Annotated in this window: 10 protein-coding genes and 1 pseudogene; 5 read left to right on the top strand and 6 right to left on the bottom strand. The window is 73.6% G+C overall.

The features are described 5' to 3' along the window. Positions 1-519 precede the first annotated feature (519 nt). Positions 520-1,356 (bottom strand): DUF4097 family beta strand repeat-containing protein, encoded by an 837-nt coding sequence (locus ACFZBD_RS30460; protein ID WP_391145850.1) that lies wholly within the window; start codon positions 1,354-1,356, stop codon positions 520-522. An 85-nt stretch (positions 1,357-1,441) separates the two neighbouring features. Next, complete coding sequence (locus ACFZBD_RS30455; protein WP_391145848.1) at positions 1,442-1,975, bottom strand: hypothetical protein; 534 nt, start codon at positions 1,973-1,975, stop codon at positions 1,442-1,444. Positions 1,976-2,330: 355 nt separating this feature from the next. Here ACFZBD_RS30455 and ACFZBD_RS30450 point away from each other — a divergent pair, with 355 nt between their 5' ends. Next, entirely contained in the window at positions 2,331-3,992 is a 1,662-nt protein-coding gene (locus tag ACFZBD_RS30450) for an AMP-binding protein (protein ID WP_391146145.1), read from the top strand. A gap of 24 nt (positions 3,993-4,016) precedes the next feature. Here the strand turns inward: ACFZBD_RS30450 and ACFZBD_RS30445 are convergent, their stop codons facing one another. After that, positions 4,017-5,288 carry a M6 family metalloprotease domain-containing protein gene (locus tag ACFZBD_RS30445; RefSeq protein WP_391145846.1) on the bottom strand — a complete coding sequence of 424 codons (1,272 nt, stop codon included), beginning with the start codon at positions 5,286-5,288 and terminating at the stop codon, positions 4,017-4,019. Between the two features lie 229 nt (positions 5,289-5,517). Here ACFZBD_RS30445 and ACFZBD_RS30440 point away from each other — a divergent pair, with 229 nt between their 5' ends. Both ACFZBD_RS30440 and ACFZBD_RS30435 read left to right on the top strand, forming a co-directional pair. Then, entirely contained in the window at positions 5,518-6,201 is a 684-nt protein-coding gene (locus ACFZBD_RS30440; RefSeq protein ID WP_391145844.1) for a TetR family transcriptional regulator, read from the top strand. A gap of 224 nt (positions 6,202-6,425) precedes the next feature. Beyond that, positions 6,426-7,961 carry a DHA2 family efflux MFS transporter permease subunit gene (locus tag ACFZBD_RS30435; protein ID WP_391145841.1) on the top strand — a complete coding sequence of 512 codons (1,536 nt, stop codon included), beginning with the start codon at positions 6,426-6,428 and terminating at the stop codon, positions 7,959-7,961. Positions 7,962-8,016: 55 nt separating this feature from the next. Here the strand turns inward: ACFZBD_RS30435 and ACFZBD_RS30430 are convergent, their stop codons facing one another. Then, positions 8,017-8,529, bottom strand: coding sequence for a MarR family transcriptional regulator (locus tag ACFZBD_RS30430; RefSeq protein ID WP_391145838.1), 513 nt, complete (start codon positions 8,527-8,529; stop codon positions 8,017-8,019). A 234-nt stretch (positions 8,530-8,763) separates the two neighbouring features. Here ACFZBD_RS30430 and ACFZBD_RS30425 point away from each other — a divergent pair, with 234 nt between their 5' ends. Further along, positions 8,764-9,531 carry a dioxygenase gene (locus tag ACFZBD_RS30425; RefSeq protein ID WP_391145835.1) on the top strand — a complete coding sequence of 256 codons (768 nt, stop codon included), beginning with the start codon at positions 8,764-8,766 and terminating at the stop codon, positions 9,529-9,531. 59 nt (positions 9,532-9,590) lie between these two features. On the opposite strand, the gene ACFZBD_RS30420 is transcribed toward ACFZBD_RS30425, so the two are convergent. Next, positions 9,591-10,715 (bottom strand): questin oxidase family protein, encoded by a 1,125-nt coding sequence (locus ACFZBD_RS30420; protein WP_391145833.1) that lies wholly within the window; start codon positions 10,713-10,715, stop codon positions 9,591-9,593. A 425-nt stretch (positions 10,716-11,140) separates the two neighbouring features. Here ACFZBD_RS30420 and ACFZBD_RS30415 point away from each other — a divergent pair, with 425 nt between their 5' ends. Beyond that, entirely contained in the window at positions 11,141-12,142 is a 1,002-nt protein-coding gene (locus ACFZBD_RS30415; protein WP_391145831.1) for a sigma-70 family RNA polymerase sigma factor, read from the top strand. A 233-nt stretch (positions 12,143-12,375) separates the two neighbouring features. On the opposite strand, the pseudogene ACFZBD_RS30410 reads toward ACFZBD_RS30415, so the two are convergent. Next, positions 12,376-13,339, bottom strand: a pseudogene (locus ACFZBD_RS30410) (helix-turn-helix transcriptional regulator). Between the last annotated feature and the right edge of the window lie 38 nt (positions 13,340-13,377).

Below are 13,377 nucleotides of genomic sequence, written 5' to 3'. Positions count from 1 at the left end.
GGCGGGGGCGTGCGCGGTGGTACGAGGGGTCCGGCGGGCCGGACGGGGCGCGGGCGCGCGGGAGGGTGCGAAGAGGCGCGCGGCGGTCAGGGGGCGCCAGGGGGCGCGGCTCCCGGGCGGGGCGGCGGAGACGACGCTCCTACGCCTCCGCGGGCAGCCGGCTCGTCAAGTCGCCCTTCGCGCGGGCCCGTCGGGAAGCAGGAGGGGCGCTGGGGGCAGGCGGGGGCGCCGGGGGCGCGGGGGCAGGCGCACCGCCTGTACGAGGTGCGCCGCCTGGAGGGGTGGGCCGCTAGAACGGCGGGCGGCAAGGGGGTGCGCTATGGGAACGAGGTGCGCCGCCTGGAGGAGAGGGCCAAGGGAAGGGGGTGCGTCGAGAGGGGGCGACCACCGGCGGGGTGCGCCGGCGCAAGGTGAACCGGCGCGAGGTGAACCGGGGCGGGGTGCGCCGGCGGGCAGCGGGGCGCGTCGCTCGCGCGGGCGCACCGCCTGAACGGGGCGCACCGCCCGGAGAGGGAATTCTCAGGCGCGGCGGATGACGATGTCGCCGACGCTCGTACGGCCCCGGACCTCGACCGTCTCCTCGGACTGCCCCGGGCCCTCCGCGGTCCCCAGCTCGTTGCGGACCCGACCGGCCTTGGAGCGGACGTCCAGCCAGGCCGCCGTGCCCTCGGCGATCCCGACCTCCAGGACCCCCGCGGAGGAGTCCAGGGTGATGCGCCCGCGCACCACCTCGTCCAGGCGGATGGAGCCGCTCGCCGTCTTGGCGGTGACCGAGGACTCCGCGCGGGCCACGCCGATGGGGCCGTTGGAGGAGTTCACGCGCAGCTCGCCGCCGATCTCGCCGATCGCGGTCTCGCCGTTGAGGTTCTTGATGGTCGCCGCTCCGTCGATCCGGCCGACCCGGACCCGGCCCGACCCCTGGATCTCGGTCTCGCCCGTCGTACGGTCCACCAGGACGTCGCCGTGCGAGGTCTTCAGGCGTACGGCCTCGGCCTCTTCGAGCCGGATGTCGCCGGCGCCGGTCGTGAGGCGGCAGTCTCCGAACCGGCCCTCGCCGATCACCTCGCCGAGGCCGGTGGTGCAGCTCAGCTCCGAGCCCGCGGGCAGCTCGACGGTCACGTCGACGGCCCCCACCTTGCCGAAGAGGGAGCGCCGCTTGGGGCCCTTGACCAGCAGCTTCCCGCCGGAGCAGGTCACGTTGGTCTCCTCGGCGGCCTGGACGTCGAGCTTGTTTCCGGGGTCGCTCGGGGTCACCTCGACCACGGTGTCCTCGCGCTTGCCCGCGACGATCCGGGCCCGGCCGATCTCGAGCTCGACGGTGGCGGAGAGGGGTTCGGGTGTCGCGAAAGTAGGCATGCCTGTGCCGTCCTTTGACTGGAGGGTGGTGAGTGCGGGGTGAGGTGCCTGGGGCGGGGGCGAGCGGCCGGGAGTTTCGGAAGGCCTAACGGACCCAGCCGGTGAAGCCCTGTCCTACGGCGTTGCCCGAGGCCGTCGCGCCCTTGCGGCCGCGGGCCGCCGTGCCGGGCTCCAGGGCGGCGGCCACGGCCCGGACGAGCCAGGCGTTGACCGAGAGGCCCTCGCGGCTCGCGGCCTCCTCGACGCGGACCTTGAGCTGTGCCGGCGGCCGGAAGTTGATCCGGGAGGTGGCGCCGTCCTCGGCCTCCGCCAGGGCCGGCACCGGGGGCGGCGGGGCCTGCACCGGGGCCTCGGCCTCGTCGAAGGCTTCGGCGGTCGGCGGTGCCGTCACCACGAACTCGGGGTTCATGCCGCGCAGCCGCAGGTCGACCGAGCCGGGGGCCAGGTCACGGGTGACCTCGTCCATCGCGTCGGACAGGGCGTTGAGCAGCGTCAGCCGGGCGGCGGACTCGAGCGTGCCGGTGAGCCGGTCGGCCAGGGCGCGGGCTTCGTCGCCACCGGCTTCGGCGGCCACGCCGAGTTCATGACGGAGATTGTCGACATAGGGCGTGAGGTCCATGAACCGATAGTGGCACCATCGTGGCGCCATTGCAAGTTCCATGGCGCCATCATGCGCCATGGGGTGCCAATGTGTCATCGGGGTGGCGTCAAGCGGGGCCGGGGAGGGCCGCCGGTGGCTGCCCGGCGCAGGATTGACCGGCTCCCCTGACCGGCATAGCGTCGGCCGCCGGGCCGAGCGAACGCCCGGGAAAGAGGCGAACGTGCGCGGGCCGGAGAACAGCGGGCCGGACAGCAGCGGGTGGGAGCGCGGCGGGCCGGGCGACCAGCAGGGCGAGGCGACGGACGGCGCCCGTGTGCCCACCCGTACACCCGGCACCCGTACACCGGAGGGCGACCCGGGCGCGCGTGGTCCGATCCCCGCCACCGCCACCGCCACCGCCACCGCCACCGCCACAGCCCTCGCCGCCGAAGCCGTCGCCGCGCGGCTCACCGGCCCCGGAGCCCCCTTCGCCGTCGAGGACGGCGTCTATGTCGACGGGCCCCGCACCCTCCGCGAGTTCGTGGAGGTCACCTGGGCGTACGGCGACCGGCCCTTCCTCCTCCACGGCGGCGGGACGATGAGCTACCGGGAGTTCTTCGACGCCGCCTGCGGACTCGCGCGGAGCCTCGTCGGCGAGCACGGGCTGCGGCCCGGCGACCGGGCGGTCGTCGCCATGCGGAACCACCCGGAGTGGCAGATCGCCTTCTGGGCCGCCCAACTCGCCGGCCTCGTCGCCGTCCCCCTCAACGCCTGGTGGACCGAGGAGGAGTTCGCGTACGCCCTCGACGACTGCTCGCCCCGCGTCCTCCTCGTCGACGGGGAACGGGTCGGCAGGGTCCGCCGCTGGGCCCGGGAGCACCGCGTGCCCGGGATCGTCTTCCACGGGGAGGCGAGCGAGGGGTTCCGGGCGTACGTGCCCGACACCGACCCCCTGCTCGGCCCGCCCCTCGTCGACGTCCTGCCCGAGCACGACGCCACCATCGTCTACACCTCCGGCACCACCGGCCGGCCCAAGGGCGCCGTCGCCACCCATCTCGCCCAGGCCGCCGCCGCGACGAACCCCCGCTACTTCGCCGCCGCCTCCGCCCTCGCCCGCAACGGGATCCCGGGGCAGGGCCCCGCTCCCGTCTCGCTCACCACCTTCCCCTTCTTCCACGTGGCCGCCTTCACCTCGCTGTACGCCGTGATGGCGGCGGGCGGCTCCCTCGTCCTCATGCGGAAGTGGGACCCCGCCGAGGCGCTGGAGCTCATCGGCAGGCACCGCGTCACCCACTACGCGGGCGTGCCCACCACCGCCCTTCAGCTGCTCGACCTCGCCGAGCGCACCGGCGACCCGCTCCGGAGCCTCACCATGCTCAACACCGGGGGCGCCGCCGCCCCGCCGGAGATCGTCGCCCGGATCACCGCCCGCCACGGGGACCGCATCGAGCCCCGCAACGGCTACGGCCTCACCGAGACCTGCGGCGGCGTCCTCGCCAACTTCGGCGCCGAGTACCGCGCGGACCCGCGCAGCGTCGGCCGCCCCGCCCCGGCCGTCGAGGTCCGCGTCGACCGGCCCGACGCCGACGGCGTCGGAGAGCTGCTGCTCCGCGGGCAGTCCCTCGCGCGGGGCTACTGGAGGGACGAGGAGGCGACCCGGCACGCCTTCACCGAGGACGGGTGGTTCCGCACCGGCGACCTCGCCCGGATCCGCGACGGGCGCGTCACCGTCGTCGACCGTCTCAAGGACATGGTGATCCGCGGCGGCGAGAACGTGTACTGCGTCGAGGTCGAGGCCGTCCTCCACGACCACCCCGCCGTCCTCGACGCCGCCGTCCTCGGCGTGCCGCACCCCGTCCTCGGCGAGGAGGTGGCGGCCGTGGTGCGCCTGCGCGCGGACGCCGCCGTCACCGCCGACGAGCTGCGCGCGCACGTCGGGACGTCGTTGGCGGCGTTCAAGGTGCCCGCCCATGTGCTCGTACGGGACACCGAGCTGCCACGCAATCCGGCCGGGAAGATCCTGAAGAGGGAGCTGCGGGCGACGCTCCCGCACTGAGGGGTACGGCTCGGACCACGCCGGTCAGGTGCGGGTGACGCGGACGCGGTAGCGGCCGGCGGAGTCCTCCTTCAGCACCGTGATCCGGATGCCGTTCGTCCGGTCCGTGAAGGTCTCGCCCGGGCGGTACGTCGCGTCCGACAGCTCCGCGTGGACGTTCGGGCGCCGCGTGCAGCCGCCGCTGTCGCGTCGGCTGTCCGACACGGTCACCGGCCCGTGCCCGGTGTCCACGTCCGACTCGACGCGGTAGATCAGGACGCCCGGCCGGCAGACGGCGGCGTCGTTGCCGCGCTGGGTGCGCACCTCGACGGCGTAGCCGGAGGTGCCGGAGAGCGGTACGAAGGCCAGCTTCGCGCCGCCCGTGGTGGCCAGCGGGGTGAGGACGAAATCGCTGATGCCCGCCCCGGACGCGCAGCCGACCTGCTCGTCGTCGAGCCAGCCCAGCTTCCATTTGTGCCAGCCGAGGAGGTCGTTGTTGGCCCCCCAGTCCTCGGACATGATGTCCCAGTGCCCCACCGTGCCGCCGCCGTCGACGGTGTAGAGGTCGGGAAGGCCGAAGACATGGCCGTTCTCGTGCGGCAGTACGCGGTAGCCGGTCTGGCCGTACGTCCCCGAGCCGTCGTCCTGGCGGCTGTAGACGAAGGACGTGTTGGAGAGCGGGACCCCGTCCGCGTAGGGGGCCTCGTCGTTTCCGGAGAAGGTGACGGAGAGGACCGTGTCCAGGGCCGAGGGCCCGGCGTTCGGCGTGACCAGGACGTTGACCAGGTCGTACGCGCTGAAGTCGATCTTCGCGTCGGCGACCTTGACGAGGTCCTCGACGAGCGCGCGGTAGCCCGGTTCGTACGGTGAGCCGCGCTCTATCCCGTACGAGGAGAAGGGCTTGGGCATCCGCAGCCACTCGGGTATCGGGGTCTCCGGGTGGTAGGCGAGCCGCCCGTAGGAGCTGACGCGGAACCAGTCCGTCGTCTGCGGGAAGAACTCGCGGTAGCGGCCGAGGGCGGTCCCCTCGCCCTCCGCGTCAGGGAAGTCGATCATGAGGTTCAGGGCCGTGAGGCGGCCCGTGGCCCGGGCGTATCCCGGCGGGGTGGGCAGCCCCTCGGACATCTGCACACCGAGCGTCGTCGCGATGCGGCACGGCCCCAGCTGCGAGGTCCCGGGCGCCGCGGCCACCGGACCCGCCGTGGCCGGTGCGGGCCCGGGCAGGGTCGACGTGGACGAGGTCAGGGCGGCGAGGGCGAGCGCCGCCGCCGCGGCCAGGGTGAGGGGTCTGCATATCCGACGGCAGGTGTGCTGCATACGGTCGCCTCTCTCGTCCGCGCTCTCGCTCTCGCTGTCCGATCAGCCTGTGTCGGGGGGCGCGGGGGCGCGCGCCGGGTGGCCCGATCGTGGGATTTCGCGGCCCGGAGGTACGGGTGCGCGGCCGGGGCGGCGGGGTGTGGCGCAGGTCACATCGCGGCGCGGAAATAACCGGGGGCGGTGTCCCCGTTTACGCCTGTGTTCCGGAAAGTGGGGACCTGGTCCCCGGATGACTTCGAAGGAGGGTGGCGTGAGCTCCACCGCCGACACCGCGCCCGCCGTCCGCCGCGCACCGCGCCCGCGGGCCGACGCCCTGCGCAACCGCGAGCGGATCGTGACGGCGGCCCGCGAGATGTTCGTCGAGTTCGGCCCCCAGGTGCCGCTCGACGAGATCGCGCGCCGCGCCGGCGTCGGCAACGCCACCCTCTACCGGAACTTCCCCGACCGCGCCGACCTCGTCCGCGAGGTCGTCGTCTCCGTCATGTGCCGCACCACGGACCTGGCGGAACGGGCGGCCGCCGAGGAGGCCGACACCTTCGACGCGCTCCGCCGCTTCACCCACGCCGCCGCCGACGAGCGGATCGGCGCGCTCTGTCCGATGCTCGACGGCACTTTCGACCAGGACCACCCCGAACTGCACGCCGAACGCGACCGGTTGGAGGAGGCCGTCCAGGCCCTCGTCGACCGGGCGCAGCGGGCCGGCAGGCTCCGCGCCGACGTCGGCGTCGGGGACCTGATGGTGGCCGTCTCCCAGCTCACCCGCCCGCTCCCGGGCACCGGATGCCTGGACATGGACCGCTTCGTCCACCGCCATCTGCAGCTGTTCCTGGACGGCCTGGAAGCGCCCGCGCGCTCCGTGCTGCCCGGGTCGGCCGCCACTCTGGAGGATCTGCGGGGCGCCTCCCGCGAGTGACCCCGACCTGACCGCCCCCGGACCGTTCCGTCAGCCCGTTCCCTAAGCCCGCTTCCCGGGTCTGTTCCCTATGTCCGCTCCCTGGGCCCGTCCCCAGGGTTTCCCTGAGCCGGGCGACCAGCCCGGCGACCCCGTCCGTCGACCCGTGCGACGGCCCCCGCCTTCCGTACGCCGCACGTCGTACGTCCGTTTTCTCCTTTACGCACCAAGAGGTGGCTGCCCCCATGTCCGAAACAGATCCCCGGCGCTGGAAAGCGCTGGTCTTCATCGCCCTCGCCCAGCTGATGGTCGTGCTCGACGCGACGATCGTGAACATCGCGCTGCCCTCCGCCCAGCAGGACCTGGGGATCTCGGACGGCAACCGCCAGTGGGTCATCACGGCCTACGCCCTCGCCTTCGGCGGTCTGCTGCTCTTCGGCGGCCGCATAGCCGACCTGTGGGGCCGCAAGCGGACCTTCGTCGTCGGTCTGATCGGCTTCGCCGCCGCCTCCGCGCTCGGCGGGGCCGCGACCGGCGAGGCGATGATGCTCGGGGCCCGCGGCCTCCAGGGCGCCTTCGGCGCACTGCTCGCCCCGGCCGCGCTGTCGCTGCTCGCGGTGATGTTCACCGACGCCAAGGAGCGCGCCAAGGCCTTCGGCATCTACGGAGCGATCGCCGGTGGCGGTGGCGCCGTGGGCCTCATCCTCGGCGGCTTCCTCACCGAGTACCTCAACTGGCGCTGGACCTTCTTCGTCAACATCCCCTTCGCGATCGTCGCCGCCGTCGGCGCGTACTTCGTGATCCGTGAGCCGGTCGGCGGCCGCAACCGCTCGCCGCTCGACATCCCGGGCGTCGTCCTCTCCACCCTGGGTCTGGTCTCGCTGGTCTACGGCTTCACCCGCGCCGAGTCCGAGGGCTGGTCCGACGCCACCACGATCGGCCTCTTCGTCGCCTCGGCCGTGCTGCTCGCCGCGTTCGTCCTCACCGAGGCGAAGGTCAAGTCCCCGCTGCTGCCCCTGCGGGTCCTGACCGAGCGCAACCGCGGCGGTGTCTACCTCTCCCTCGGACTCGCCGTCATCGCGATGTTCGGCCTGTTCCTCTTCCTGACGTACTACCTCCAGATCGTGAAGGGGTACTCGCCGGTCCGGACGGGCTTCGCCTTCCTCCCGATGATCGCGGGCATGATCATCGGCTCCACCCAGATCGGTACGCGGCTGATGACGCGGGTGCCCCCGCGCTGGCTGATGGGCCCCGGCTTCCTGACGGCCGCCGTCGGCATGCTGCTGCTCACCCAGCTGGAGATCGGCACCTCGTACACCGGTCTGATCCTGCCCGCGCAGCTGCTGCTCGGCCTCGGCATGGGCACGGCCTTCATGCCGGCGATGTCGCTGGCGACGCACGGCGTGGACCCGCGGGACGCCGGTGTGGCCTCCGCGATGGTCAACACCTCGCAGCAGGTCGGCGGCGCGATCGGTACGGCGCTGCTCAACACCATTGCCGCCTCGGCCACGACCGCGTTCCTCACCGACCACGCGGCCGGCGCCACCACCCCGGCCGCGCAGAAGCTGCTCCAGCTCCAGGGCATGGTCGAGGGCTACGCGGCGGCCATCTGGTGGGCGGTCGGCATCCTGGCCGTCTCGGCCGCGATCGCCGTCACCTTCATCAACACCGGGAAGCCGCAGATGTCCGTCCCGGCCGGTCCGGGCGCCGGGGACGGCGCGGATGCCGGCGCCGGTGAAGGCGTGCGCGACGAAGTGAAGATCCCGGTCGTCATGCACTGACCGTCGGGCCTCCGAACGGGCCGACGCCCCCTCGGCCCTCTGCCCTGGTTCCGCCTCAGCGGAGCCAGGGCAGATCCGCGTTCGGGTCGGTCGGCTGGAGGCCCTCCGCCATCACCGACATGATCGCGCCGAGCTGCTCCACCTGCTCGGGGCTGAGCCGGTCGAAGATCGCCTGGCGTACGGCGGCGACGTGCCCCGGCGCGGACCGCTCCAGGACGGCGAAGCCCTCGTCCGTCAGATACGCGAACTGGCCGCGCTTGTCGGAGGGGCAGTCCTCGCGCAGCACCCACCCGTTCTTCTCCAGGCGGGCGACGGCGTGCGAGAGCCGGGAGCGGGTGATCTTGGCGTCCTTGGCCAGTTGGGTCATCCGCAGGCGGCGGCGGGGCGCCTGGGAGAGCTGGACGAGGAGCCCGTAGTAGATGTGCGGCATGCCGGCATCGCGCTGGAGCTGGCGGTCGAGGTGGTCCTCGAGGAGGGTGGTGGCGTGGAGGTACGCGCGCCAGACGCGCTGTTCCTCGTCGCTGAGCCAGCGGGGGCCGGTCGCCGTGGCCTTCGGTGCCGTGTTCATGTACCGATCCTACGACCTATCCTTGAAAGTTGAACTAAATCGGGTCTAAGCTCGTCATGTCAGTTGAACTTGAAACTTAAAGGATCTCGGGAGGCGGTCGTCATGGGCGCCGGACAACAGGGACCGCTGGTGGAAGGGCAGCGCGCTTCCGGGCGCCCGCCCCACGGCCAGGGGGAGGGGGGCCCGCTCGCGCCGGGGGACCCCGCGCGGGAAGGGCGCCCGCCGGGTGGCCGGATGCCCGCCCTCTACCTCTCCCACGGCGCCCCGCCGCTCGCCGACGACCCCGTCTGGACCGGCGAACTCGCCGCCTGGTCCGCCGAGCTGCCCCGGCCGACGGCGATCCTCGTGGTCTCCGCGCACTGGGAGGAGGCCCCGCTCGCCCTCGGCGCCACCGAGACCGTCCCGCTCGTCTACGACTTCTGGGGCTTCCCCGAGCACTACTACCGCGTGCGCTACCCGGCCCCCGGCGCCCCCGCGCTCGCCGCGGCCGTACGCAAGCTCCTGCGCCGGCCCGGCACGCCGGTCCAGGACATCCCGGACCGGGGGCTCGACCACGGCGCGTACGTACCGCTGGTGGAGATGTTCCCCGCCGCCGACGTGCCCGTACTCCAGATCTCCATGCCGACGCTCGACCCGCGCGCGCTGATGGAGATCGGGCGCCGGCTCGCGCCCCTGCGCGACGAGGGCGTGCTCGTCGTCGGCAGCGGCTTCTTCACCCACAACCTGGCGGCGCTGCGGCACACCGGCGGAGGCGTACCCGGCTGGTCGGCGGAGTTCGACGACTGGGGGCGCCGGGCCCTGGAGGCGCGGGACGTCGACGCGCTCCTCGACTTCGTCCACACGTCACCGGCCGGCCGGCTCGCCCACCCGCGTACCGAGCACTTCGCACCGCTCTTCGTCACGCTCGGCGCGGCCGAGGCGGCCGGGGACCTGGACGGCGGGCGGAGCGTGATCGACGGCTTCTGGATGGGGCTGGCGAAACGCTCGGTGCAGTTCGGCTGAGCCTCCGGAGCGGGGCGGCGCGGGGCGGGGCGGGGCGGGGCGGGGCGGGGCGGCTGGGGTCAGAACACCGGCGGATTGAGGGTGATCGAGCGGGCGGCGGCGGCCAGCGCGCGCGGGTCGCCGACGTCCAGGGCCGTGTCGGTGAACTTGATGGTGTGGTCGTCGCCGTGCGCCGCCGCCCGCTCGAAGACCTCCTCCGCGATCAGCGGGACCTGGCGGTACGGGACGGGCTCGGCCGGGGTGTAGGCGGCGGTCACCGCGGCCGCGGCGGCCCATGCGGCGCCGACGCTCGGCGCCCACAGGTCGCGCGGCAGCGCGGGCAGCGTGCGGAGCACCGCGTTGGGCGCGGTCGCGGCGTGGACGAGCATGACCGGTTCGCCGTGGCCGTGTGTGGCGTAGCGGTGGGTCGCGGCCGTCACCAGCTCGGTGAGCAGAGCGTGCGCGGTGTCCGGGTCGGTGGCGGCGCCCCAACGGGGGTGCGCGGTCAGCCGGGCGAGGCGGGCGGGCAGGGGGCCGTCCTGGTCGAGGATCGGCGGCACGGCGTCCAACGCGGCGGCGGCCGTCGGCGCGGGCCCCAGGTCCCGCAGGGGCGGGAGCGGGTGGTGGCGGGCCGCCCAGTAGCCGAGGGCGTGGGCCAGCTCGACCCGGCGCGGCTCCGTCTCCTCGGACGTCAGGAGGGTGCGTACGGCATGGCCGGTGCGGATCACGGGATGCGTGGACCCGCCCGCGATGCCGGGGAGCAGGCGCGGCCACCACTCGGCCAGCACCTCCCGCCAGGGCCGCTCCCGGGTCTCCCGGTCGAAGTACCGCGCCCAGTCGGTGATCCGCACCGGGTCGCCGAGCGCCTCGCGCCAGTTCGCCGCCGTGACGGGGGAGTGGGGCGCGGGCATGTCCTCCAGCTTGGGCCGGTAGTGGTCGAGCCAGCGGTGCACGGCCCGGGCCTGGCCGCGGCGCACCAGCGCCTCGACGGCCATCGGGGCGTGGTTGGTGAGCCGGCCCAGACGCTCGGGGCCGCTGGCATGGAGGCGCTGGAGGGCTTCGTCGAGGGTCCCCGAGGTGTCGGCGGTGCCGGTGTGGGCAGTGGAGTCGAAGATGCCGGAGGAGTTGGCGGTGCTGGTGTGGGCGGTGAAGTCGGGGGTCCGGGTGATGTCGGCGGTGCCTGCGGTGCCTGCGGTCTCGGTCATGCCGCCGACCGTAGGCGCGCGTCCGGGCCGCCCGTAACGGCCTGGAGACCTAGGCCGCGGCGTAGACGGGTCCGTGTGCGGACGTAGGACCGGCGGCAGTGCCCGCCCGCACACTTTCCGGTCTTTCGGATCTTTTCGGACAGTGCGAGCAACCGCGTGGCGCCGCGTGCCGTCTCTCCGGGTGAAGCGGACGCGGGGGCGGCGTGGCCCCGACGGCGGTCGCGTGCCACGTCTTTCGCGCCCCCTCTGACCTGCGCTGATGCGCTCTGCGGGAGCAGGCGTAGCCCTGGGTGGCCGGACAGGGTACTGCATGATCGCGAAAATCGATGTGCCGCGTGGGAATTCTGTCCTGATTCCAGTCGTTGTTTCCGTCGGATGCAGGGCACCCGAAAAGGTGTCGCGACCTACTCAGCAAGGGAGCACGCATGGCAACCCGTGCCGTCGCCCGTCGTTCGTCCGCCTCCAGCGGCAGCAGCTCGAGGGCAAGCAGCGTTCGCGCCGTGGGCGGGGAGATCGCCGACCGCGACCTGGTCGGCATGTACCTCGACGAGATCGCGCGCACCCCCCTGCTCGACGCCGCCAAGGAGGTCGAGCTCTCCCAGGACATCGAGGCGGGCGTGTACGCCCGGCAGATCCTCGAAGGCGAGGTGGAGAGCGAGGCGGGCGGAGCGTCCCGCGAGGAGCTGGAGGCGCTGGTCGCCGCGGGCGAGCGCGCCAAGGACCTCTTCATCAAGTCCAACCTGCGCCTCGTCGTCGCCGTCGCCCGGCGCTATCCCCGCAGCGGGCTGCCGCTGCTCGACCTGATCCAGGAGGGGAACGCGGGCCTGGTGCGCGCGGTCGAGAAGTTCGACTACGCCAAGGGCTTCAAGTTCTCCACGTACGCCACCTGGTGGATCCGCCAGGCGATCACCCGCTCCATAGCCGACCAGTCCCGCACCATCCGGCTGCCCGTCCACCTCGTCGAGGAGCTGGGACGGATCCGGCGCGTGCAGCGCGAATTCAACCGGGAGAACGGCCGCGAGCCGGAGCCCGCGGAGATCGCGGCCGAGCTGGGGTCGACGCCCGAGCGCGTCGTGGACGTCATGGACTGGGCGCGGGACCCGGTCTCGCTCAACATGTCCGTGGACGACCAGGGCGAGACGCAGTTCGGCGACCTCCTCGAGGACACCTCGGCGATCTCGCCGGAGCAGTCGGTGCTCACGCTGCTGCGCAGCGAGGAGCTCGACGACCTGATCGACAAGCTCGACCACCGCACGGCGTCGATCATCCGGATGCGGTACGGCATCGAGGACGGCCGCGAGCGGACCCTGACGGAGGTCGGCAAGGAACACGGCCTCACGCGTGAGCGCATCCGGCAGATCGAGAAGCACGCCCTGCTGGAGCTGAAGAAGATGGCCCGCGACACCGGCTTCGACGCGGTCGCGTAGCGGCGGACGGGAGCCGGACCGGTCGGAGCCGGCTCCCCGCCGCGGCGCCGTCACACCGGGCGCCGCGCCCGCGTCAGCCCGGCGCCTTCCTCGGGTGACGCGTGCCCCCGGCCCACCGCGCGCCCTCAGCGCACCGCTGCGCCCTGGGTAGCACGCGAGCCGCGCAGCCCTGCCCGTCCCGAGGCCCGCCCCGGGGCCCCGCCCCGCGCCTTCAGCGCACCCCTCCCGCGCCCTCAGCGCACCGCCGCGCCCAAGCGGGCCGCGAGCTCCCTCACGTAGGTGACCAGCGGGTCCGGCGCGTGGACGGTGAAGTCGCAGTCGACCAGGGCCAGCCGGAGGGCCACCCACTCCAGGGAGTCGGTGCAGCGCGCCCGGAGGCGGCAGGTGTCCGGACCCGTCGGCGTGGGCGCCAGATGCGCCGGGAGCCGTGCCGCCACGAACGCGGCGGGCGCGTCGAAGGCGACGTCCAGATCGAGGTCCGGCTGGGCCTGCGACCGGGCCATCGAACGGGCCATGTACTCCGCCGCGCCGCCCTCCGGCAGCTCGCGCGGCGCGAAACGGGCGCCCGTGGCGAAGGGCTCCGCCACCCGGTCGACCCGGAACGTACGCCAGTCCTCGCGCCCCAGGTCGTACGCCACGAGGTACCACCGCCGCCCCGTCGACACCAGCCGGTACGGCTCCACCAGCCGCTTCGACTCCGTACCGTCCCCGGCGCGGTAGCCGAAGCGCACCTTCTCCTGCCCCGTGACCGCCCCGGCCAGGGCCGTCAGCGTGGACGGGTCGATCGTGGCGCCGTCCCCCCCTGGCCAGCGGCATCGTCGCGTTCTGCAGCGTGGAGACCCGGTGCCGCAGCCGGGACGGAAGCACCTGTTCCAGCTTCGCCAGGGCCCGTACGGACGCCTCCTCCACCCCCTCGATCGCATGGCCGGCCCCCGCCCGCAGGCCCACCGCGATCGCCACGGCCTCCTCGTCGTCCAGGACCAGCGGCGGCAGCGCCGCCCCGGCGACCAGGCGGTATCCGCCCACCGCCCCCTTCGACGCCTCGACCGGGTACCCCAGCTCCCTGAGCCGGTCGATGTCACGGCGGATCGTGCGGGGCGAGACCGAGAGCCGGTCCGCCAGCTCGCTGCCCGGCCACTCGCGCGGGGTCTGGAGAAGCGACAGCAACGTCAGCAGTCGTGCGGGAGTATCCGTCATGCGTTCCAGGATGCCGCCGAACTAGGCCATGATCTGTC

Source organism: Streptomyces sp. NPDC008121, assembly GCF_042957155.1.
Taxonomy (GTDB): Bacteria; Actinomycetota; Actinomycetes; order Streptomycetales; family Streptomycetaceae; genus Streptomyces.
This window is presented reverse-complemented; position numbering and strand designations above follow the sequence as displayed.

Coding starts and splice junctions, on each gene's coding strand:
- ACFZBD_RS30460 (WP_391145850.1), bottom strand. CDS start 1,356: ATGCCTACTTTCGCGACACCCGAACCCCTCTCCGCCACCGTCGAGCTC.
- ACFZBD_RS30455 (WP_391145848.1), bottom strand. CDS start 1,975: ATGGACCTCACGCCCTATGTCGACAATCTCCGTCATGAACTCGGCGTG.
- ACFZBD_RS30445 (WP_391145846.1), bottom strand. CDS start 5,288: ATGCAGCACACCTGCCGTCGGATATGCAGACCCCTCACCCTGGCCGCG.
- ACFZBD_RS30440 (WP_391145844.1), top strand. CDS start 5,518: ATGACTTCGAAGGAGGGTGGCGTGAGCTCCACCGCCGACACCGCGCCC.
- ACFZBD_RS30435 (WP_391145841.1), top strand. CDS start 6,426: ATGTCCGAAACAGATCCCCGGCGCTGGAAAGCGCTGGTCTTCATCGCC.
- ACFZBD_RS30430 (WP_391145838.1), bottom strand. CDS start 8,529: ATGAACACGGCACCGAAGGCCACGGCGACCGGCCCCCGCTGGCTCAGC.
- ACFZBD_RS30425 (WP_391145835.1), top strand. CDS start 8,764: ATGCCCGCCCTCTACCTCTCCCACGGCGCCCCGCCGCTCGCCGACGAC.
- ACFZBD_RS30420 (WP_391145833.1), bottom strand. CDS start 10,715: ATGACCGAGACCGCAGGCACCGCAGGCACCGCCGACATCACCCGGACC.
- ACFZBD_RS30415 (WP_391145831.1), top strand. CDS start 11,141: ATGGCAACCCGTGCCGTCGCCCGTCGTTCGTCCGCCTCCAGCGGCAGC.